This is a genomic window from Streptosporangium sp. NPDC002607 (assembly GCF_053592655.1).
In genome coordinates, this window is sequence record NZ_JBSFWD010000037.1 from 22,191 (window position 1) to 42,581 (window position 20,391).

General features: G+C 70.6%; 20 protein-coding genes and 1 riboswitch. Of the genes, 12 read left to right on the plus strand and 8 right to left on the minus strand.

What is annotated here, in order from left to right:
- Nucleotides 1-200 precede the first annotated feature (200 nt).
- Nucleotides 201-1,316 (minus strand): globin domain-containing protein, encoded by a 1,116-nt coding sequence (locus tag ACWD3H_RS32960; RefSeq protein ID WP_451957755.1) that lies wholly within the window; start codon nucleotides 1,314-1,316, stop codon nucleotides 201-203.
- A gap of 421 nt (nucleotides 1,317-1,737) precedes the next feature.
- Here ACWD3H_RS32960 and ACWD3H_RS32965 point away from each other — a divergent pair, with 421 nt between their 5' ends.
- Nucleotides 1,738-2,652 (plus strand): alpha/beta hydrolase, encoded by a 915-nt coding sequence (locus ACWD3H_RS32965; protein WP_355562680.1) that lies wholly within the window; start codon nucleotides 1,738-1,740, stop codon nucleotides 2,650-2,652.
- 45 nt (nucleotides 2,653-2,697) lie between these two features.
- Here the strand turns inward: ACWD3H_RS32965 and ACWD3H_RS32970 are convergent, their stop codons facing one another.
- Nucleotides 2,698-3,879, minus strand: a complete 1,182-nt coding sequence (locus ACWD3H_RS32970) for an acyl-CoA dehydrogenase family protein (RefSeq protein ID WP_350960111.1) — start codon at nucleotides 3,877-3,879, stop codon at nucleotides 2,698-2,700.
- Between the two features lie 80 nt (nucleotides 3,880-3,959).
- Nucleotides 3,960-4,568, minus strand: coding sequence for a class I SAM-dependent methyltransferase (locus ACWD3H_RS32975; RefSeq protein WP_355562683.1), 609 nt, complete (start codon nucleotides 4,566-4,568; stop codon nucleotides 3,960-3,962).
- Nucleotides 4,569-4,784: 216 nt separating this feature from the next.
- On the opposite strand from ACWD3H_RS32975, the gene ACWD3H_RS32980 reads away from it, so the two are divergent.
- The 9 genes from ACWD3H_RS32980 (at nucleotide 4,785) to ACWD3H_RS33020 (ending at nucleotide 15,329) form a co-directional block, all read left to right on the plus strand.
- Complete coding sequence (locus ACWD3H_RS32980) at nucleotides 4,785-5,204, plus strand: hypothetical protein (RefSeq protein ID WP_451957756.1); 420 nt, start codon at nucleotides 4,785-4,787, stop codon at nucleotides 5,202-5,204.
- 247 nt (nucleotides 5,205-5,451) lie between these two features.
- Nucleotides 5,452-6,048 (plus strand): CDP-alcohol phosphatidyltransferase family protein, encoded by a 597-nt coding sequence (locus ACWD3H_RS32985; protein WP_030915014.1) that lies wholly within the window; start codon nucleotides 5,452-5,454, stop codon nucleotides 6,046-6,048.
- A gap of 3 nt (nucleotides 6,049-6,051) precedes the next feature.
- A complete protein-coding gene (locus tag ACWD3H_RS32990) occupies nucleotides 6,052-8,553 on the plus strand; it encodes a mannose-1-phosphate guanyltransferase (RefSeq protein WP_350960116.1) in 2,502 nt (833 codons plus the stop codon).
- A 227-nt stretch (nucleotides 8,554-8,780) separates the two neighbouring features.
- Nucleotides 8,781-9,293, plus strand: a complete 513-nt coding sequence (locus ACWD3H_RS32995; RefSeq protein ID WP_343978377.1) for an FHA domain-containing protein — start codon at nucleotides 8,781-8,783, stop codon at nucleotides 9,291-9,293.
- Between the two features lie 26 nt (nucleotides 9,294-9,319).
- Nucleotides 9,320-9,970 (plus strand): transcriptional regulator FtsR, encoded by a 651-nt coding sequence (gene ftsR, locus ACWD3H_RS33000; RefSeq protein ID WP_386271103.1) that lies wholly within the window; start codon nucleotides 9,320-9,322, stop codon nucleotides 9,968-9,970.
- A 79-nt stretch (nucleotides 9,971-10,049) separates the two neighbouring features.
- Nucleotides 10,050-10,520, plus strand: a complete 471-nt coding sequence (locus tag ACWD3H_RS33005) for a bifunctional nuclease family protein (RefSeq protein WP_157594447.1) — start codon at nucleotides 10,050-10,052, stop codon at nucleotides 10,518-10,520.
- Between the two features lie 144 nt (nucleotides 10,521-10,664).
- Nucleotides 10,665-11,285: a MerR family transcriptional regulator gene (locus ACWD3H_RS33010; RefSeq protein ID WP_350929010.1), complete on the plus strand. Its 621-nt coding sequence runs from the start codon at nucleotides 10,665-10,667 to the stop codon at nucleotides 11,283-11,285.
- A 15-nt stretch (nucleotides 11,286-11,300) separates the two neighbouring features.
- A riboswitch (glycine riboswitch) is annotated at nucleotides 11,301-11,393 on the plus strand.
- 182 nt (nucleotides 11,394-11,575) lie between these two features.
- Nucleotides 11,576-14,431, plus strand: a complete 2,856-nt coding sequence (gene gcvP, locus ACWD3H_RS33015; RefSeq protein ID WP_451957757.1) for an aminomethyl-transferring glycine dehydrogenase — start codon at nucleotides 11,576-11,578, stop codon at nucleotides 14,429-14,431.
- 115 nt (nucleotides 14,432-14,546) lie between these two features.
- A complete protein-coding gene (locus tag ACWD3H_RS33020) occupies nucleotides 14,547-15,329 on the plus strand; it encodes a tetratricopeptide repeat protein (RefSeq protein WP_451957758.1) in 783 nt (260 codons plus the stop codon).
- A gap of 117 nt (nucleotides 15,330-15,446) precedes the next feature.
- Here the strand turns inward: ACWD3H_RS33020 and ACWD3H_RS33025 are convergent, their stop codons facing one another.
- Nucleotides 15,447-15,767 (minus strand): hypothetical protein, encoded by a 321-nt coding sequence (locus tag ACWD3H_RS33025; protein WP_451957759.1) that lies wholly within the window; start codon nucleotides 15,765-15,767, stop codon nucleotides 15,447-15,449.
- A 103-nt stretch (nucleotides 15,768-15,870) separates the two neighbouring features.
- On the opposite strand from ACWD3H_RS33025, the gene ACWD3H_RS33030 reads away from it, so the two are divergent.
- Nucleotides 15,871-16,512 (plus strand): alpha/beta hydrolase family protein, encoded by a 642-nt coding sequence (locus ACWD3H_RS33030; protein WP_355562707.1) that lies wholly within the window; start codon nucleotides 15,871-15,873, stop codon nucleotides 16,510-16,512.
- Between the two features lie 17 nt (nucleotides 16,513-16,529).
- Here ACWD3H_RS33030 and ACWD3H_RS33035 read toward each other — a convergent pair whose 3' ends face one another.
- Together ACWD3H_RS33035 and ACWD3H_RS33040 are read right to left on the minus strand one after the other, a co-directional pair.
- Complete coding sequence (locus tag ACWD3H_RS33035) at nucleotides 16,530-16,721, minus strand: DUF5999 family protein (RefSeq protein WP_030915037.1); 192 nt, start codon at nucleotides 16,719-16,721, stop codon at nucleotides 16,530-16,532.
- A 404-nt stretch (nucleotides 16,722-17,125) separates the two neighbouring features.
- Nucleotides 17,126-17,713 (minus strand): TetR/AcrR family transcriptional regulator C-terminal domain-containing protein, encoded by a 588-nt coding sequence (locus ACWD3H_RS33040; protein WP_451957760.1) that lies wholly within the window; start codon nucleotides 17,711-17,713, stop codon nucleotides 17,126-17,128.
- Between the two features lie 213 nt (nucleotides 17,714-17,926).
- Here ACWD3H_RS33040 and ACWD3H_RS33045 point away from each other — a divergent pair, with 213 nt between their 5' ends.
- On the plus strand, nucleotides 17,927-18,325 hold the full coding sequence (locus tag ACWD3H_RS33045; RefSeq protein ID WP_451957761.1) for a hypothetical protein: 399 nt from the start codon (nucleotides 17,927-17,929) through the stop codon (nucleotides 18,323-18,325).
- 7 nt (nucleotides 18,326-18,332) lie between these two features.
- Here the strand turns inward: ACWD3H_RS33045 and ACWD3H_RS33050 are convergent, their stop codons facing one another.
- Entirely contained in the window at nucleotides 18,333-18,992 is a 660-nt protein-coding gene (locus tag ACWD3H_RS33050; RefSeq protein ID WP_350929022.1) for an isochorismatase family protein, read from the minus strand.
- A gap of 215 nt (nucleotides 18,993-19,207) precedes the next feature.
- Entirely contained in the window at nucleotides 19,208-20,374 is a 1,167-nt protein-coding gene (locus ACWD3H_RS33055) for an isochorismate synthase (RefSeq protein ID WP_451957762.1), read from the minus strand.
- Between the last annotated feature and the right edge of the window lie 17 nt (nucleotides 20,375-20,391).

Here is a 20,391-nt window from a genome sequence, read left to right on the forward strand (position 1 = left end):
ATTCGTGCGGATGGACGGCTCTGGCGGGGACGCGCGGGGAACGGGGGTGGCGGTCGAGAGGGGGGCACGGGCTGTGAGGGGGGCAGTCGTGCATGACCATCTCCTTTCGGATTGGGCCTCATGCTGCCATGCCATACCGTGTCCCGCCGGGCTCTGTGGAATTTGCGTGATCACTTTGGGGGATTAATCCTGATTGTCGGTCAAGGCTCGCCCTGCACGATGTCCCGGTGGATGTGGGCCAGGGGCATCCCGCCTTGCTGGAGCCGGTGGACCGTCTCGTTGACCATGGCGGTCGGGCCGCAGACGTAGGCCTCGTGGTCGGACCAGGAGTGGAACCGCTCCATCACCTCGGCCACCTGGCCCCGCATGCCGTCGTACCCCGGTTGTCCGGAGACCACGGGGAGCACCCGCAGCCACGGGAAGGCCGACGCCATCCGGAGCAGGTCGGTCAGGTCGTAGAGTTCCCCGACGGTGCGGGCGCCGTGGAGCAGGTGGATGTTGGGGCGGCGACCGGAGCCGATCACATGCTCCAGGATGGCCTTGATCGGTGCCAGGCCGGTGCCGCCGGCCACGCACAGGATGTCGCGTCCGGAGTCGGTGGGAACCATGGTGCCGATCGGGGGCCCCAGCATCAGGTTGTCTCCGATCCGGGTGCGCTGGACCAGCGTGGTGGAGACCCAGCCGCCGGAGACCGCGCGGACGTGCAGGCGGATCGTGTTGTCGTCCCGGGGTGCGTTCGCGATGGAGAACGTGCGCCAGACGCGTGGCCAGCGTGCGGTCTGCACGCTGACGTACTGGCCGGGCAGGTAGGGCAGGTCCTGGTCGAGCCGTAAGGTGATCACCGCGATGTCCGGGGTGCGGAGTTCGTGGTCGATCACCTCGGCCAGCCACCAGGCGGGGGACACTCCCGCGTCGGACTCGGCCGATTCGATCATGAGATTGGCGGCGGCGGTGTAGGCGGCGGTCCATGCCGCCTCTATCTCGGGAGTCCAGATCTCGGCGGCGAAGCGCCTGACCGTGGCCAGGAGCGCGTTGCCGATCGCGGTGTAGTGCTCGGCGAGCACGCCGTACTTCCGGTGGTCGCGGCCGAGTTGACTCAGGAACGAGGCCAGGCTGTCGGGACTGTCCAGGCTCCAGACGATTCTGGTCAGCGCGCCGAACAGGCGGTCGCGCTGTACGTCCATCGCCGGAGGGAACATCGTCCGCAGGTGCGGGCTCTCGGCGAACAGACGTCCGTAGAAGTATGCCGCGGCCTTGTCCGCGACAGGTTCGACGATGGCGAAGCTTTCCTTGACGAGACGCGGATTCAAAGACATTTAACGAACCCACCCTAATTGATCGGCTCAAAGTCCGATCACGCAGATCCACCTCCCTGACGGCTCCGGGTGACGAGCGACCGGTAGCCCCGGCTCACCTGATCACTCGAAATTCAAGTCTTCCATCACCAGGTAGGCGTCACAACCGTTTCTCGACAATACGGGGGGAAGGCTAACTATCCGTAATTAGAGCGTTATTTTGTGTGACCGAGCAATATGATTCGAGGAAATTAAGCGAATAATAATCACGTTCGTTCTGAGTGGCGGGCCCGCCGTTCGAGAGATTTTCCGTCATTCCGGAGTTTCGGGTCGCCGGAGGTGTGACCCTCTCCGCCGTGGCGGCCGGGCGCCTCCGGCGGGGCGACACTGACACCTCGACGCCTCCCGCGGTCGACCGGACCCGGCGGGTAAAGTGCCGATCATGCCGTTGCACCCGCAGGCCGAGGCCTACCTGAGGACTTTCCAGACGGACCTCGGTGTCCCGCTCTCCACACTCACCCCCGAGGCGATCGTCGCGATGCGGGCCCTCGACGCCTTCGCCGAGCAACGTGGTCCGATCATCCCGCTCCCGCTGGTCAGGGATGACGTCGTCGCGGGCGTGCCGGTCCGCGTCTACCGGCCGGAGGAGGGCGACCGTCCCCTCCCGGGGATCGTCTACTTTCACGGTGGAGGCTGGGTCTTCGGCAGCGTCGACCGCAACGACGCCCTCGGCCGTGACCTCGCGGTGCGCAACGGGGCGGTCGTGATCTCGGTCGACTACCGGCTCGCCCCCGACCACCCCTTCCCCGCGGCGGCCGACGACGCCTGGAGCGTCGTCCAGGACGTCTTCGGCCGCCCCGGCGTCTACGGGGTCGACCCCGAGCGCATCGCGGTCTGCGGTGACAGCGCCGGGGGCAACCTGGCCGCCGTGGCCGCCTGGCAGGCCAGGGACGCCGGGCTCGGGCTGGCCCACCAGCTGCTCGTCTACCCGATAGCCGACGTGGCCATGGACACCGGGAGTTACCGCGCCTACGCCGGCGGCTTCGGGCTCGGCGCCGACGAGATGGCCTGGTTCGTCGCGCAGTACGGCGGTGATCCGGTCGACCCCCGGCTGGCTCCCGTCCGGCTGGCCGACAAGGCCGGTCTGGCCCCGGCGACGGTGATCACCGCCGAGTGCGACCCGCTCTGTGACGAGGGTGAGGAATATGCCGCCCAGCTGGCCGCGGCCGGGGTGCCGGTAGAGGTCAGGAGGTACGAGGGGGCGATCCACGGCTTCTTCGGCCTGCCGGGCTTCTTCGACCAGGCGACCGAGGCGCGCGAGTACGCCGCGGCCCGTCTCGCGGAGGCTTTCAAATAGGGGTGCGCCCGGCTCCGGCCGGGCGGGGCGCACCCGGCGATCAGGTCAGAAGCTCCTGGGAAGTCCGAGCACCTGGGTGGCCAGGTAGTTGAGCAGGAGCTCCTCGGTGACGGGGGCGACCTTGCCGATGCGGGCGTCGGCCAGCAGGCGGGCCACCGGGTACTCCAGCGAGTAGGCCATGCCGCCGTGTGTCTGGAACGCGTGGTCGGCCGCCTCCCAGGCCGCCTGGGAGGCGGTCAGCTTGGCGATGTTGGCCTCGGTGCCGCAGGGCAACTGCCTGTCGAACAGCCAGGCGGCCTTGTACAGCATCAGCCTGGCCAGCTCGATCTTGGCCTTGACCTGGGCGAGGGGGAAGGCGATGGCCTGGTTGGCGCCGATCGGACGGCCGAACACCTCGCGCTCCTTGGCGTACTGCACGGCCACCCGCAGCGCCACCTCGGCGCCGCCGAGCGCGGAGGCGGCCAGCAGGACGCGCTCGGGGTTGAGGATGTCCCACAGCACCAGCGCGCCCTGGTCGACCTCACCGACCACGTTCCTCTCCGGGACCCGCAGGTCGTCTATGAAGACCATGTTGGACGGGGTGGTGTTGGCGCCCATCTTCGGGATCGGCTGGAAGGAGAGCCGGCCGGCCGCGACGGCCTCTGGGACGTTCACCAGCAGGACGGTCAGGCCGTTGGTGCGGGGCTTGGCCTCGGCGGCCGGGATGGTCCGGGTGACCAGGAGCATCCAGGTGGCGCGCTGCACGCCGGTGATCCAGATCTTCTGGCCGTTGACGACGAACTCCGCCCCGTCGCGACGGGCGGAGGTGGAGATGCCCAGGGCGTTGGACCCGGCGTCGGGCTCGGTCAGCGCGAAACAGGTCTCCAGCTCGCCGGTGGCCAGCCTGGGCAGCAGTTCGTCGCGTTGCCAGGGGCTGCCGTGCCTGGCCAGGGTCATGGCGCCGAACCCGGGGGTGAGCACGTAGGTGAACGCCGAACCGCCGGCCGAGCCGGAGGCCGACAGGGTCTCGGTGGCCACGGCCAGCTCCAGCAGACCCTGACCGCCGCCTCCGTACTCCTCGGGCACGGCCAGGCCGAGCCAGCCGCCCTTGGCCAGATCCTGCCAGACCTCCTCCGGCCAGCGTTTCTCGCTCTCGCATCGCTGCCAGTAGTCCAGGTCGTAGCGCGCGCAGATGTCGCCGACGCCGCGTTGGACGGCGAGGGCGCTCTCCGGAAGTGTGAAGTCCACGGTGACCAACTCCATTCTAGTTGCGCGTGCAATCGTAGAACGAAGTTCGGTAAGCCTCCAGGGCCACCGGGACGCGGGGATCAGTTCTGCTGGACGGCGTCCAGGCGCGGCCTGCGCGTGTGGTAGACGAAGGCAGGCGGTACGTTGCCCCACACCGTGCGGCCCGCGACGACCTCCTCGAAGGTGTCGATCAGGCGCTTCCTGAAACGCCGCGCGGGAGGAAGGCGCTTGGCGAAGCTGTAGGCGAAGGTGGTGAAGGCCGTGTGCGGACCCATGATCGCGGTGACCGCGTCCAGCAGGCGGCCCTGTGTCTCCTCGGAGAACGCGGCCCAGGGGAGCCCGCTCACGATCACGTCGGCCCTGGCGAGACCACGCTCCCGCAGCAACTGAGGCAGCCGTGCCGCGTCATCGGTCACGACGTCCACCCCGGGGTTCCTGGCGGCGAGGAAATCGGCCAGCCTGGGGTTGATCTCGACGGCCATGTGGTGCCCCCGGCCTCCCAGCCTGCGCTGGATCTCCGCGGTGAACACACCGGTGCCCGGGCCGAGTTCGACGATCACCGGATCTCCCCGGTGGGGGACCGGCGAGGCCACCGCCTCGGCAAGCCGCCGCGAGCTCGGCGCCACCGCTCCGACGGTGCCCGGCGAGCGAATCCACTGCCCAAGAAAGAGCGTGGTGTCATTGGTCATGCTGTGAAGCGTAAGGGGTGCGCCGGGGCGTCGCGCGCGTCATCCGATACGATTTTCGGCCGCGCGGGAGGCGGTGCCCTCGAGGGGTGAACACGCACCGGACGGAGAATCCGCCAGGAGGTGGACGGCGAGGTCGGCCCCCAGGGTGACGACCGGGTGGATGCCCCGCGGCCACGATGTGTTCCGAACCGGTCATCCAAGGCAAGGACACATCACATGCAGGAGGTCGTCTCCCCGCGGAAACCGACGGAGGATCGCCTGGTCCCCGCGGGCCTGCTGTACGGCCTGCGCATCCTGGTCGTCGCCCAGGCGGCCGGCCTCATCGCCGCCGCCTCGTTCGCCGGCCAGGCGGTGCGCGGCGGGGAGGCGCTGGCCGAGACCCACGTACTGGCCGGGATGGTGGTGCATCTGATCGCACTGCTGCAGATCATCGTGGCCGCCATGGTCTGGCGTCCCGGGCGAGGTGCCGGCTGGCCGGCGCTGGCCAGCGCCGGCCTCTTCCTGGTCGGGATGGCACAGCACTTCAACTGGGAGGCGCTCGGCACCCACGTTCCCAGCGGGCTGGCCCTGTTCGGGATGACCGTCGCCGTGCTCGTCTGGGCCTGGTCCCCCGGCGCCGCCGTGCGCCGCTCCTGATCCGGACGGCGCCGCCCGGGTCGGGTGACGCCGGCCGGAACCACGCCGCCGCGCGGCCGTGGCGGCGTGGTTCCCCGCACTCCTCCCGCCTCCCCCCGGCCGCCTCCCCGGGCCCTGTCGCGCCCCTGGGCGCCCCCTGGTCCCGCGCCTGACGGCCCGCGCCCGTGTCCCCGCCGGACGGCCGTACGGTCCGTGTGAGCCCCGCACGGGTAGGGTCGGCATCAGGCACGGGGAGGGAGACAGACCGGTGAATCCGGAAGCATCGGGAGCCGAAGATCGAATCTGGACGGTTCCCAACGCGTTGAGCCTGGCCAGGCTTCTGGGGGTGCCGGTCTTCCTCTGGTTGGTGCTGGGCCCGAAGGCCGACGGCTGGGCCGTCGCGCTGCTGATGCTGGCGGGGTTCTCCGACTGGCTCGACGGTAAGATCGCCCGCGCCTGGAACCAGACCAGCCGGCTCGGCCGCCTGCTCGACCCGCTGGCCGACCGGCTCTACATCCTGGCCACCCTGTTCGGCCTCGCCATGCGCGAGATCATCCCCTGGTGGCTGGCGCTGGCCATCCCGCTGCGCGACGTGATGCTGCTGGGCATCCCGCTCATCCTGCGCCGCCTCGGCTACGGCCCGGCGTTGCCCGTGCACTTCCTCGGCAAGGCCGCCACCGCCAACCTCCTCTACGCCTTCCCCCTGCTCTTCCTCGCCCACCACGACGCCTGGTACGCCGATCCCGCCCGGATCGTCGGCTGGTCCCTGGCCATCTGGGGCACAGGCCTGTACTGGTGGTCCGGAGTGCTGTATTGGGTACAGGTGCGTCAGCTGACAAGCGAGGCCAAACGCCTTAAGAGGTGATCCGTGAAGGCCGTCGTCATGGCGGGCGGGGAGGGTACACGGCTCCGGCCGATGACCGCGAACCAGCCCAAGCCTCTCCTGCCCGTGATCAATCGGCCGATCATGGAGCACGTGCTGCGCCTCCTGAAACGGCACGGTTTCACCGAGACGGTGGTCACCGTGCAGTTCCTGGCGGCCCTGGTCCGCAACTACTTCGGCGACGGCGACGAGCTCGGCATGAGCCTGTACTACGCCACCGAGGACACACCGCTCGGCACCGCGGGCAGCGTCAAGAACGCCGCGGACCGGCTGCGCGACGACCGCTTCCTGGTCATCTCCGGCGACGCGCTGACGGACATCGACCTGACGGACATGATCCGCTTCCACCGCGAGAACGGCGCGATGGTCACGATCGGGCTCAAGCGCGTTCCCAACCCGCTGGAGTTCGGCATCGTCATCGTCGACGACCAGGGGCGGGTGGAGCGCTTCCTGGAGAAGCCCACCTGGGGCCAGGTCTTCTCCGACACCGTCAACACCGGCATCTACGTGATGGAGCCCGAGGTCCTCGACGAGATCGCGGCGGGGGAGTCCGTCGACTGGTCGGGAGACGTGTTCCCCCGGCTGCTGGAGCGCGGAGCCCCGCTGTACGGCTACGTGGCCGACGGCTACTGGGAGGACGTCGGCACCCACGAGAGCTACCTCAAGGCCCAGGCCGACGTCCTGTCGGGCCGGGTCAAGGTCGACATCGACGCCTTCGAGGTCTCGCCGGGCGTCTGGGTGGCCGAGGGAGCCTCGGTCGACACCGACGCCATCCTCAAGGGCCCGCTCTACGTCGGCGACTACGCCAAGGTCGAGGCGGGGGCCGAGCTGCGCGAGTACACCGTGCTGGGCAGCAACGCGGTGGTCAGGGAGGGCGCCTTCCTGCACCGCGCGGTCGTCCACGACAACGTCTACATCGGGCCCAGCGCCCACCTGCGCGGCTGCGTGATCGGCAAGAACACCGACCTGATGACCGCGGCCAGGGTCGAGGAGGGCGCCGTCATCGGCGACGAGTGCATCATCGAGGCCGAGGCGTACATCTCCTCCGGCGTCAAGATCTACCCGTTCAAGACCATCGAGGCCGGGGCGGTGATCAACAACAGCGTCATCTGGGAGCCGCGCGCCCAGCGCAACCTGTTCGGCCCCCGGGGGGTCTCGGGGCTGGTCAACGTGGAGATCACCCCCGAGCTGTGCGTGCGGCTCGCCAGCGCCTACGCCACCACCCTGAAGAAGGGCGCCTCGGTCATCACCTCCCGCGACTCCTCCCGCGCGGCGCGGGCGCTGAAGCGGGCCGTGATCAGCGCCCTCAACGCCAGCGCGATCAACGTGCTCGACCTGGAGGCGTCCCCGCTCCCCGTGGCACGCTTCCACACCGCCAGGGAGAACGCGGTAGGCGGCATCGCGCTGCGCACCACCCCCGGCGACCCGCAGAGCGTCGACATCGTCTTCATGGACGAGCACGGCGCGGACCTGTCGCCGCCGGCCCAGCGCAAGCTGGACCGGGTCTTCTCCCGGCAGGAGTTCCGCCGCGCCTTCCCCGGCGAGATCGCCGAGCTGAGCTTCCCCGCCAGGGCGGTGGAGGACTACACGCACGAGCTGCTACGCCTGGTCGACATCAACGGGGTCCGCGACGCCGACATGAAGGTCGTGGTCGACTGCGCGGGAGGCACCTCCTCGCTGGTGCTGCCCAGCCTGCTCGGCCGGGTCGGGGTGGACGTGCTGACCGTCAACAACCGGCTGGACGACGCCTCGCCCACCGAGACCCTCGCCGAGCGCCGCCGCGACCTGCAGCGCCTGTCAGAGCTCGTCAGCTCCTCCAGGGCGGCCTTCGGCGTGCGCTTCGACCCGGTGGGCGAGCGGGTCGCGCTGGTGGACGAGATGGGCCAGCTGATCAGCGAGGAGCGCGCCCTGCTGGTGGTGCTCGACCTGGTCGCGGCCGAGCGCCGCGGCGGCAGGGTGGCACTGCCGGTCACCACCACCCGGGTGGCCGAGCAGGTCTGCAGGTTCCACGGGGTCCAGGCCGAGTGGACGTCCACCGCGATCGACGCGCTCACCGCCGCCGCCAGGGGTCCGGAGATGATCTTCGCGGCCGACGGGCGCGGTGGTTTCATCGTGCCCGAGTTCGGCCCCACGGTGGACGGCCTGGCGGTGTTCCTGCGCCTGCTCGGACTGGTCGCCAGGACCCGGCTCTCGCTCAGCCAGATCGACGCCAGGATACCCGAGGCCAAGCTGCTGCGCCGTACCGTGCCGACTCCGTGGGCGGCCAAGGGGGCGGTGATGCGCTCGGTCATCGAGGCCGCCGAGCACCACCGCATCGACACCACCGACGGGGTGCGGGTCGTCGCGGAGGACGGCAGCTGGACCCTGGTGCTGCCCGACCCGACCGAGGCGGTGACCCACCTGTGGGCCGAGGGGTTCGACGTCGACTCCGCCCAGACCCTGATCGAGCGCTGGGCGCGGGTGGTGGAGGAGGCCGCCGGCGGTTGAGGCGGCCCGCGCGACAAATACCGCGCGGCGCCATGGACCAGGGGCAGCGTCCCCTGTAACTTTGTCACCGACCGTACCCGCGGTTCAGCGTCAACCTTGACCTTCGCGCCTCATCACTGTATGTTGCGGCATTCGCAGTCTGAGAAAACACTTGAGAAGCGAAGAAGCGAGGCGCGCATCACTGAGCACCGTTGCCGCGTCTTCGCGGTAGGAGGCCGAGCCGATCGATGCCGAGCGTCTACTGCACGCAGTGCGGTCATGCCAATCCTGAGGATGCCCGTTTCTGTTCACGATGCGGGTCGCCGCTTACCAGGTCCGACACCCCCGGAGACAGCACGTCGACGATCTCCCTCTCCGGGATCGAGGCCTACGAGGCGGAGACCGGTGAGACGCTTCTCGCCGAGCGGCAGGCCGTTGAGCAGTTGCCCGCCGGCACCGCGTTGCTGGTCGCGATGCGCGGCCCCAACGCCGGCAGTCGGTTCCTGCTCGACAGCGACCTCACCACCGTGGGCCGCCACCCCGAGAGCGACATCTTCCTCGACGACATCACGGTCTCGCGCCGTCACGTGGAGTTCTACCGGCGCGGCGGCGGTGTCTTCACGGTCCGCGACGTCGGTAGCCTGAACGGCACGTACGTCAATCGTGAGCGCATCGAGGAGGTCCCGCTGTACGGCGGGGACGAGGTGCAGATCGGTAAGTTCCGCCTCGTCTTCCTCACCCGCGGCGCCGCTGGAGGATGATGAGCTCGCAGGCCGCTCGTGCGCACATGAGCATCGGGGAGGTGCTCGCTCTCCTGCAGGGCGAGTTCCCCGACGTCAGCATCTCCAAGATTCGCTTCCTGGAGGGCGAGGGGCTGATCGAGCCGGAGCGCAGTCCCTCCGGCTATCGCAAGTTCACCTACGCCGACGTCGAGCGGCTCCGCTACATCCTCAGCGAGCAGCGTGATCGCTACCTGCCGCTGCGCGTGATCAAGGATCATCTGGAGGCGGCCGACCGCGAGGAGCGCCCGGCGGCCCGGCCGCGCGCCGTCCCCGACGACGCGCCCCCCGAGGTCCGCCTCACCCGCGAGGAGTTCCTCGCCGCCGCGGAGCTCGACGAGGAGACCCTCACCGAGCTGGAGGACTACGGTCTGCTGGCCGCCGTGGCCCGCTACTACGACGCCGAGGCACTGGTCGTGGCCCGCAGTGTGGGCGCCCTGGCCGCCTTCGGCCTGCGTGCCCGCCACCTGCGGGCGGTCAAGGCCGCCGCGGAACGCGAGGCGGGGCTGGTGGAACAGGCCGTCGCCCCGCTGCTGCGCCGTCGCGGCCCCGGCGCGATCGACCAGGCGGACGAGACGGCGAGGGAGATCTCCGGTCTCCTGCTGGAATTGCACGCCTCGTTGCTGCGTTCCGGAGTCCGTGGGGCACTGGGCCGGTGAGAGCCTGACCAGGCACTCGTACCCCCACGAGTGTTACGTTGAACAAACCGGTCGGAATCCAGCGAAGACGGAGCAGCCCGTGTTGCAGATGGAGGTCGTGGGCGTTCGAGTTGAAATGCCCTCCAACCAGCCGATCGTCCTGCTGAAAGAGACGCATGGGGAGCGTTACCTACCTATCTGGATCGGCATGACGGAAGCCACGGCGATCGCCATGGCCCAGGCCGAGGAACCACCACCCCGGCCACTTACCCATGACCTGTTCCGGGACGTGCTCGAAGGGCTCGGAGTCAGGTTGAACACTGTCAACATCGTCGCTTTACGCGACGGCATCTTCTTCGCGGATCTCGTGTTCTCCAACGGGGTCGAGGTGAGCGCGCGTCCTTCCGACTCGATCGCCTTGGCACTTCGCACCGGTGCACGTATCTTCGCGAGTGAGGATGTGGTACGGGAGGCAGGGGTGATCATCCCTGACGACCAGGAGGACGAGGTGGAGAAGTTCAGGGAGTTCCTTGACACGATCACGCCCGAGGACTTCGGCCGCGCGGGGTAGGAATTTCGGTGCATTTACGCTTCACGACGCGCCGGGTGGGGTCGTTGACTGGACTTGGCCCCAGTCCTACGGTGCAAGTGAAACCTGCGGTCGTGCGTAAACCCCCAGATCAGGCCGTGGGATGAGAGAAAGCCGGAGGTCCGCGTGGCGGTCAGCAGCGGCGAGGGTAGAAACGCCGACCAGGATGACCCGGAACGGCGCCAGTCGGCACGTCAGCGCGCGGGTGAAGAGGGTCTGCTGTTCGACGGGCAACCGGTGAAAGTGCCCGCCGACATCGGCTACAGGGGGCCGACGGCCTGTTCGGCGGCAGGAATCACCTACCGGCAACTCGACTACTGGGCGCGCACCGGCCTGGTCGAGCCCACCGTGAGAGCCGCCCACGGCTCCGGCTCCCAGCGGCTGTACGGCTTCCGTGACATTCTGGTCCTCAAGGTTGTCAAGCGCCTTCTCGACACCGGTGTCTCCCTCCAGCAGATCCGCATCGCCGTGCAGCACCTGCGGGAGCGGGGTGTCAACGACCTGGCCCAGATCACTCTGATGAGCGACGGGGTGAGCGTCTACGAGTGCACCTCGCCGGACGAGGTCATCGACCTGCTTCAGGGGGGCCAGGGAGTCTTCGGTATCGCGCTGGGACGGGTGTGGCAGGAGGTGGAGGGCTCTCTCGCGGATCTTCCCGGCGAACGCGCGGAGTCGGGCGGGGGCCCTTTAGGCGATCATCAGGCCGATGAGTTGGCCCGTCGTCGCAGAGCACGACGAACCGGGTAAACTCGGACTCGCCATTGACCCTGTGCGGGAGAGACCCCGACCGCGATCGGGGCGCCGAAGGAGCAACCTCCCCGGAATCTCTCAGGCACCCTGTACCGCACGGACGAGGCAACTCTGGAAAGCAGACGTGCCCGCCAGGTGCGTCTCACCGACGGTGCAAGCCTCCCGGCAAGGGCAGGTGAAGCTCTCAGGTAGCGACCACGTCGTGATGACAGTCGTGATGACAGAGGGGGAGAACCGGCATATGCCCGCGCCCAGCACCGGTCTCCACCCCGCCCGAGAGGCTTCTCATGACCGATCTGTCATCGCTCAGCGAACTCGCCCCTCCGCCGTTCGCGACCCGTCACATCGGGCCCGACGACGCCGACCAGACCCGCATGCTGGAGGCGGTCGGATTCGCCTCCGTCGCCGACCTGGTCGCGGTGGCCGTGCCCGAGGCGATCCGCTCCTTCGCCCGGCTGGGTCTGCCCCCGGCGGCAGGGGAGTCCGAGGCCCTCGCCGAGCTGCGGGTCCTCGCCGGGCGTAACACCGTGCTCACCTCGATGATCGGCCTGGGCTACCACGACACGATCACCCCGGGTGTCATCCGCCGCAACCTCCTGGAGAACCCGGGCTGGTACACCGCGTACACGCCCTACCAGCCGGAGATCTCCCAGGGCCGGCTGGAGGCCCTGATCAACTTCCAGACCGTCGTCTCCGACCTGACCGCCCTCGACGTCGCGGGGGCCTCCCTGCTGGACGAGGCCACCGCCGCGGCCGAGGCGATGACCCTGGCCCGCCGCGCGGGCCGCACCTCGTCGAAGGTGTTCGTGGTCGACGCCGACGTGCTGCCGCAGACCAAGGCGGTGTTGCGCACCCGTGCCGAGCCGCTCGGCATCGAGCTGGTCGAGAGCGACTTCACCGGAGGGCTCCCCGACTGCTTCGGCGTGCTCGTGCAGTACCCCGGCGCCAGCGGCAGGATTCGCGACTTCCGCGCCATCGCCGACGCCGCCCACGCGTGCGGTGCCCAGGTGGTCGCCGCCGCCGACCTGCTCGCCCTCACCCTCCTGGCCGCGCCGGGCGAGCTCGGCGCCGACATCGCGGTCGGCTCCTCGCAGCGCTTCGGCGTCCCCCTCGGCTTCGGCGGTCCGCACGCCGCCTACATGGCGGTCCGTGACGGCCTCCAGCGCCAGCTGCCCGGCCGCCTGGTCGGCGTCTCCCAGGATGTCGAGGGACGTCCCGCCTACCGGCTCGCGCTCCAGACCCGCGAGCAGCACATCCGCCGGGAGAAGGCCACCAGCAACATCTGCACCGCGCAGGTGCTGCTCGCCGTGATCGCCGGCATGTACGCCGTCTACCACGGCCCCGAGGGCCTGCGCAGGATCGGCCGCCGCATCCACCGGCACGCCGCCGTGCTCGCCGAGGGGCTGCGCCAGGGCGGCGTCGAGGTGGTCCACGACACCTTCTTCGACACCGTGCTCGCCCGCGTGCCCGGACGTGCCGCCGGAGTCGTCGCCGCGGCCCGGGAGAACGGCGTCAACCTGCGCCTGGTCGACGCCGACCACGTGGGCGTCACCTGCGACGAGAGGACCGAGGTTCTCCATCTGGAGCAGGTCCTGGCCGCCTTCGAGGTCAGCGGCACCGTGCTGGCCGACCTGGACGCCGCCGCGCACGACGCGCTGCCCGGCGCGCTGGCGCGGGTCGGCGACTACCTCACCCACCCGGTCTTCCACAGCCACCGCTCCGAGACGGCCATGCTGCGCTACCTGCGCAGGCTCCAGGACAAGGACGTCGCGCTGGACCGGTCGATGATCCCGCTGGGCTCCTGCACCATGAAGCTCAACGCGACCACCGAGATGGAGCCGATCACCTGGCCGGAGTTCGCCGGGCTGCACCCGTACGCGCCGGAGGACCAGGCGGCGGGCTACGCCGAACTGATCGGGGAGCTGGAGCGCTGGCTGGCCGAGGTCACCGGTTATGACGCCGTGTCGATCCAGCCGAACGCCGGCTCCCAGGGCGAGTTCGCCGGTCTCCTGGCGATCCGCGCCTACCACACGGCGCGTGGCGAGTCGGATCGTGACGTCTGCCTGATCCCCTCGTCCGCGCACGGTACGAACGCCGCCAGCGCCGTGATGGCCGGCATGCGCGTCGCCGTGGTCGCCTGCGACGACAACGGCAACGTGGACCTCGACGACCTCGTCGCGAAGATCGAAAAGCACCGCGACCGGCTTGCCGCGATCATGGTGACCTACCCGTCCACGCACGGCGTGTACGAGGAGACGATCGTCGATGTCTGCGAGCTGGTGCACGAGGCCGGCGGGCAGGTCTACGTCGACGGCGCCAACCTCAACGCGCTGGTCGGCCTGGCCAGGCCGGGCGAGTTCGGGGCGGACGTCTCCCACCTCAACCTGCACAAGACCTTCTGCATCCCGCACGGCGGCGGCGGCCCCGGTGTCGGCCCGGTCGCGGTCCGCGCCCACCTGGCCGACTACCTGCCCGGTCACCCGCTGCGCGGCGGCTCGGCGGTCGGCCCGGTCTCGGCCGCCCCGTACGGCTCCGCGGGCATCCTGCCCATCTCCTGGGCCTACATCCGGATGATGGGTGCCGACGGGCTGAAGGCGGCCACCGAGCAGGCCATCCTGTCGGCCAACTACCTGGCCCGCAGGCTCGGCCCCCACTACCCGGTTCTCTACACCGGCCGCGGCGGCCTCGTCGCCCACGAGTGCATCATCGATCTGCGCCAGATCACCAAGGAGACCGGGGTGACGGTCGACGACGTGGCCAAGCGCCTCGTCGACTACGGTTTCCACGCGCCGACCATGTCCTTCCCGGTGGCCGGCACGCTGATGATCGAGCCGACCGAGAGCGAGGACCTGGCCGAGCTCGACCGGTTCTGCGAGGCGATGATCGCGATTCGCGGTGAGATCGAGAAGGTCGCCTCCGGCGCCTACGACAGGGTCGACAACCCGCTGCGCAACGCCCCGCACACGGCCGGCAGCCTCGTCGCCGACGAGTGGGAGCACCCCTACACCCGCACCGAGGCGGCCTACCCGCTGCCCTCGCTGCGCGAGGGCAAGTACTGGTCGCCGGTCCGCCGCATCGACCAGGCCTACGGCGACCGCAACCTGGTGTGCTCCTGCCCTCCCCTGGAGGCGTACGAAGACTGATCCGCACCGCGGCCCGCGTCTCGCGAGAACCACGTATCCGTAGGGAATGCGGGAGGACGGACGGCGCCCCGAGTCGTTAGGCTCGGGGCGTCTCCGTATCCGGGAAGGACCCTGCATGCCTGAGGTGGACACCCGTCCCTTGGACACCGCGCGAAGACTGGCCGAGTCCGGCGACCTCGACGGCGCCGCCGTGATCTTCGCGGAGCTGGCCGCCGACCCCGACGAGCCCGATCGGGCACAGGCGGCGGTGGGCCTCGCCGTGGTGCTCCAGGAGCGCGGAGACGTGCCGGGCTCTCGCGCGGCCGCGCGCACCGCACTGGCGACAGGGCACCCGGAGTTCGCCGCCCAGGCCGCCTGCCTGCTCGCGGGGAGCTTCGAAAGGGAGGGGATGGCCGACCAGGCCCGCGCCGCCTGGCAGGCCGCGCTGGGCGTCGGCCATCCCGCCTACGTCCCGTCGGCGCACATGGCCCTCGCCAGGCTCGCCACGGACGCGGAGGAGGCCGAACGGTCGCTGCGTGACGCGCTGGCCACCGGCGACCCGGAGGTCGCCCCTCGGGCCGCTCAGCGGCTGGCGGAGGCGCTCATCGAGGAGGGGGAGCCGGGAGAGGCCGCCCAGGTGCTGCTGGAGGCGCTCTCGGTGCCGGACGCGGCCGAGGTGCCGAGGCTGCGGGTGATGCTCGGCATCGCCCACCTGGAGCTGGCCTGCGCCGAGTTCTCCGGTGCGATCGAGGAGGGCGGCGACGTCGAGACCGGCGCGCTGGCCATCGAGCTCCTGGCCCGCACGCTCCCGCTCAGAGGACGCGGCGAGGACGCCGAACGCGTTTGGCGCTACGGCCTCGACAGCGCCGACGCCGACCTCGCCGGTGAGGTCCGCCTCCGCCGGGGCCGCGACGTCTGAACCCCTGGGACGTCCGTGCCAGGGCTTCGGGGGCGGTGTCCGGTGTGACCGGAGCGCACCCGGCGGGACGCCGGTCGCTCTGGGAACCCGCGCCGCTCCTTCCGGGGCCCGGAACGGTCAGTCGCGCTCCCGCCGGCGGCTCAGGGCGTGGGCGACGTTGATCGCGATGATGCCGCCCCAGGCCAGCAGCAACCCGGCGCTGCCCGCCTCGGACGCCGCGATGGCGGTCAGCGGGATGCCCATGCCCATCGAGGCGAGCGCGATCGGGATCGAGGAGTTCCCGGCCTTGCGCGGCGGTGTCCCGCCTACCCCGGCGGCGTGCATCTCGGCCCGCACCCGCTGGGTGATGGTCACGTCCAGGCGCGACACGAACGACTCGATGAGGGCGGTCTCATACTCCGGCCCGAGATCACGGCGGGCCTCGAGAGTGGCCCGCATGTCCTGGCGGATATCTTGGTAGTCCTGCACCCTTCGATTGTTCTCCTTCACCGGCCGTCAGGCATCAGTCGTTAGGACGAGATCCGTGTCCGTCTCCGAGCCCATGTCCCGCCCGGGTACCGTCCCGCCCCTGGAGATCGCGACTCCGCACGGCCCGGCCCTGGTGGAGATCGACGAGGTGGCCTCCCCGCGCTTCCTGCTGGTGCTCACCCACGGCTCGGCCGGGGGAGTGGACGCCCCCGACCTGCTGGCGGTGCGGGACGCCGTGACGGCGGCCGGCGGGACCGTCGCGCGGGTGCTCCAGCCGTTCCGGATGCGCGGTGCCCGCGCGCCGGGCTCGGCGGCCAGACAGGACGAGGCGTGGGAGACGCTGGTGGCCGTCCTGCGCGAGCGCTACCCGGGGCTGCCACTCGCGCAGGGCGGGAGGAGCAACGGGGCCAGGGTCGCCTGCCGTACGGCCCGGCGGGTCGAGGCCCGCGTGGTCGTCGCGCTGGCCTTCCCGCTGCACCCGCCGGGCAAACCGGAGCGGTCACGCGCCGGGGAGCTGCGCGCGGCGGGTGTGGATGTGCTGGTGGTGAACGGAGACCGCGATCCGTTCGGCGTGCCCGAAGCGGCGGATGCCGCGCGCCTGGTCGTGCTGCCGGGACAGGGCCACGACCTCGGGAAGGACCCCGCCAGGGTGGGCGAGGTGGTCGCCGAATGGCTCGACGCGAGGATGCGGCCGGGCCCGTGTGAGCCCGTGTGAGTTCGGCGTGAGTGCCGTCAGGCGACGCCGGCCAGTGGCCGGTGTGGCTCGATGACGGCGCCGTCGGGGAGGAGCTCGCCGGTGTCTTCGAACAGCACCACACCGTTGCAGAGCAGGCTCCAGCCCTGCTCGGGGTGGGCCGCCATGGTGCGGGCGGCTTCGCGGTCCAGCGCCTCAGCGGGCGGACAGGACGGCTCGTGCGGGCACATCGGCGTGCCTCCGGATCTCTCGTGTCGGCTCGCCCGGGTCACGCCGGGACGGGATGGGCATCGGACATCCGGCGGGCACCGTCACCGATGGGTCTCCGTTCCCACGCATGACGGGGGACGAGCATCTGAATGTTGACATATGGCCATGCGAGCCCTGATAGAGCGAGGCTCGCACATCAAGCAGATCAAGTGTGCGATCGATCGCACCTCGGCGACATAGCCCGTTAGGACTGTTTACGAACTGCTAGAGGGCCAGTCCGTCAGGGCTTTATCAGGGGATGTGACCTATAACACAGCATGCCTCATATAAGGATATTCGGCCAAGCGCGACACGCCGCGAGTCAGGTAAACGATCGGTTACAACTTCCTGACGTGCGTCGATGTGGGCCTCCGCGTCCTACTGGTTACCGCGCGCCCAGGCCGGCCAGGAGTGCGTCCAGCCCGTACTCGAAATCGGCGTCCGCCCCGGGGCTGCCGCCTCCCCGCGAAGGGGGGCGCCAGGGCTCGTTCTCGTCGCCGGAGGGCTCGGCCCAGCCCGACTGCTGCACCTCCACCGCCACCGCGCCGAAGACGTAGGCCCTCAGCGCCCGCACCGCTCCGGCCGCGTCGGTCAGCCCCGCGTCGGCCAGCTGGTCGGTCTGCTCCCTGATCGCGATCGCGGCCCGGCCCCTCGGGGGCTTGGTCAGGGCCAGCGCCAGCACCCCCGGGTGCTCCCTGAGCGCGGCGCGGCTCGCCCGGCACCAGGCCCTCGCGCTCTCCTGCCAGCTCTCGCCGGGCTCGACGTGGACCGTGGTGACATGCTCGGCCAGCGCGTCCATGAGGGCGTCCTTGCCGCGGGGCAGGTGGTGGTAGATGGCCATCGCCTCCACCTGGAGCGCGTCGCCCAGCCGTCGCATGGTCAGGCGCCGGAGCCCCTGGCCGTCGGCGATGTGGAGGGCGGCGTCGATGATGCGCTCCCTGGAGAGCGGGACGGGTGGTCGCTTGGCAGGCATGGGGGCATCCTGTCACCGGTGACCTTACTGCGTAAAGGAGGGCGCGCCGGGCAGATCGATCCGCTCCGCTCACCACCGTTCCGCGCACGCCCGGTACCGCGAGCCGGCTCCCGGTACGGCTGATCCCGAGTACGTGAGGTGGGGATGAACGGCGTAGGCTACGACCGGTGACCTGCCGGAGGCGACCCGGCGACCGGTGAGAGAGGGCAGAAGATGGCGTTTTTCCGACCGAGCGTGAGCCGGGAGGCGGAGGTTCGCTACCACGCTGACCAGGAGGTCGGGAAGGGCTTCCCCGAGCTTCTGGAGAAGGCGCGCGCGGCCGAGGCCGACCTGCGCCGGGCGCAGGCCGATCTGGCTCCCGTGCCGGAACTGCGAGCCGCCGGGCTGGCCTTCGACAGGGCGCTGACCGAGGCCCTGCGCGCGGCCGAGGCCAACCAGCGCGCGACGTTCGGCATCAAGTCGTACGACGACCGGATCCGCCGCCGCAAGGGCAAGGCCACCCCCCGGGGCGCCGAGTGGACCGCCGAGGTGGACCGCCTGCGCACCCTGCGCGAGCAGAACCGGCTGACCGGCATCCCCCGGGTCCCGCGCCCGGTCGCCGCCGCCCGCTGAGCCGGGCTCAGCGGGCGGCGTGCGCGGCGGAGGCGGTGAGCAGCCGCCGGACGTGAACGGCGGCCAGGACCGCCGCGCACCGCTCGGCCGCGTAGGTCTGGGCCATCCTGTGGTGTTCGGCGGAGAAGTCGGCCACCCCGTCGGCGACGAAGAACACCTCCACGTCCCCCATGAAGGCATCGCAGGCCGTCATCAGGCAGCCGATATGGGCGTAGATACCGGTGACGATGAGCTGGTCGCGGCCCTGCTCGGCGAGCAGGTCACGGAGCGGGGTGCGGTGGAAGGCGCTGTAGCGCCATTTGGTGAGCCGGATGTCGGCCGGACCTGGGGCGAGCGCGGTGACGATCTCCTGGGCGCCGGGGTCGGCACCCACTCCTGCTCCCCAGAAGTCCTCCAGCAGGCCACGCTGTGCCGAGGTCTGTCCGCCCGGCTGGGCCGAGTACACCACCGGGACACCGAGCTGCCAGGCCGTCTCGCGGAGACCGATGATCGCCGAGACCAGCTCCACGATCGGCGAGGTTCCCGGCGCGAACGCGTTGACGAAGTAGTTCTGCATGTCGTGGACGAGCAGCACCGCCCGGCGGGCGTCCGGTGTCCAGGAGACGCGGTTGACCGGCATCTCGTCCTCACGGGGCATCGGATAGGGGGTGATGGTTGGTATGGCCACGGCTGCCTCTCCTTCTTACCTTGTGCTCGGCGTCCCGGCGTGTACGGGGGGTCGCCGGGGGCGTGAGTACGTCCTGTGGGCCTTGGCGGTGGTGGTTCGGCTGGGTCTTCGCGAGCGGGAGCCGGTCGGGGATCTCGCCTGCGGCCGGTCCCGCCGCGGAAGGAGGGTCTTCGGCGCGGCCGGATGACCGGCGCCGGGCGGCCCGGTCGACCCCGTCACGTCTCCGGTCTCTCTCCGGGGCGGGGGTCGGCATCCAGGTCCAGGCCGAGGGCGTGCAGGAGGGTGCGGAACTTGGCGGAGGTTTCGGCCAGTTCCTCTTCGGGGACCGAGCCCGCCACGATCCCGCCGCCGGCGAACAGCCGGATGCCCGCGCCGGTCACCTCGGCGCAGCGGATCGCCACCGCCCACTCGCCGTTGCCCGAGGTGTCGCACCAGCCGACCATGCCGCTGTAGAAGCCCCGGTCGAAGGGTTCGATACCGATGATCGCGGCGCGCGCCGCGGCGGTGGGGGTGCCGCAGACCGCGGGGGTCGGGTGCAGGGCGACGGCCAGGTCGAGCGCGGTGGTCCGGGGGTCGGCGAGCCGGCCGGTGATCCTGCTGGACAGGTGCCACATGGTCGAGGTGCAGATCAGTGACGGCTCGGACGGGACGCTCAGTGCCCGGCAGTGTGGGGCGAGCGCGGCGGCCACGGCCTGGACCACGACCGCGTGTTCATGCTGGTCCTTGGCCGAGCAGAGAAGTGCCGCCGCACGGCGGCGGTCCTCGGCGGGGTCGGCGCTGCGCGCGGCCGAGCCGGCCAGCGGGTTGGCGACGACGGCGGGACCGTCCCTGGAGACCAGTAGTTCCGGGCTGGCGCCCACCAGGGTCCGTCCGCCCGGCAGGTCGATGGCGAAGACGTGGCCGTGCGGATCGCGCACCGCCAGGCGCCGGACCATCGAGGCGACGTCGGCGGGCTCGGGCCTCGTCAGCTCCAGGGACCTGGCCAGCACCACCTTCTCCACCGATCCGGTGCGGAGCAGTTCCAGCACCCGCCGGACGCCCTCCAGGTGGCCCGCGGGTGTGGGGACGGGGGTGATCCGCCATGGCCGCGTGCTCTCCCTGCGTGGCGGCTCGCCGGGCAGGAAGGGGTCGGCCCAGCGGGTGCGCAGGGGAGTGACCAGGTGCGCCGAGGCGGGGTCGTCGAACGGGACCGCACCGAGGATCAGGTCGCCGTGCCCGCGTACGCTCTGGGCCAGTTCCCGCAGGGTGCGTACGGGGGGCAGCACGGCGGCGACGCCTCCGGCGAGGAGGGTGTGCCGGGGAGAGGAGAAGATCGATGAGGAGCCTGGCCGGTACTCGTCGAGAAGCTCGGTGGCGCTGACCGCCTCGTATGCGATAGTCAAAGCTGACCTTTCGGGGG

Bases quoted from the DNA above. Each gene is read 5' to 3' on its own strand.
- ACWD3H_RS32960 (WP_451957755.1), bottom strand. From the start codon at position 1,316: ATGTCTTTGAATCCGCGTCTCGTCAAGGAAAGCTTCGCCATCGTCGAA.
- ACWD3H_RS32965 (WP_355562680.1), top strand. From the start codon at position 1,738: ATGCCGTTGCACCCGCAGGCCGAGGCCTACCTGAGGACTTTCCAGACG.
- ACWD3H_RS32975 (WP_355562683.1), bottom strand. From the start codon at position 4,568: ATGACCAATGACACCACGCTCTTTCTTGGGCAGTGGATTCGCTCGCCG.
- ACWD3H_RS32980 (WP_451957756.1), top strand. From the start codon at position 4,785: ATGCAGGAGGTCGTCTCCCCGCGGAAACCGACGGAGGATCGCCTGGTC.
- ACWD3H_RS32995 (WP_343978377.1), top strand. From the start codon at position 8,781: ATGCCGAGCGTCTACTGCACGCAGTGCGGTCATGCCAATCCTGAGGAT.
- ftsR (WP_386271103.1), top strand. From the start codon at position 9,320: ATGAGCATCGGGGAGGTGCTCGCTCTCCTGCAGGGCGAGTTCCCCGAC.
- gcvP (WP_451957757.1), top strand. From the start codon at position 11,576: ATGACCGATCTGTCATCGCTCAGCGAACTCGCCCCTCCGCCGTTCGCG.
- ACWD3H_RS33020 (WP_451957758.1), top strand. From the start codon at position 14,547: ATGCCTGAGGTGGACACCCGTCCCTTGGACACCGCGCGAAGACTGGCC.
- ACWD3H_RS33025 (WP_451957759.1), bottom strand. From the start codon at position 15,767: ATGCGGGCCACTCTCGAGGCCCGCCGTGATCTCGGGCCGGAGTATGAG.
- ACWD3H_RS33030 (WP_355562707.1), top strand. From the start codon at position 15,871: ATGTCCCGCCCGGGTACCGTCCCGCCCCTGGAGATCGCGACTCCGCAC.
- ACWD3H_RS33035 (WP_030915037.1), bottom strand. From the start codon at position 16,721: ATGTGCCCGCACGAGCCGTCCTGTCCGCCCGCTGAGGCGCTGGACCGC.
- ACWD3H_RS33040 (WP_451957760.1), bottom strand. From the start codon at position 17,713: ATGCCTGCCAAGCGACCACCCGTCCCGCTCTCCAGGGAGCGCATCATC.
- ACWD3H_RS33045 (WP_451957761.1), top strand. From the start codon at position 17,927: ATGGCGTTTTTCCGACCGAGCGTGAGCCGGGAGGCGGAGGTTCGCTAC.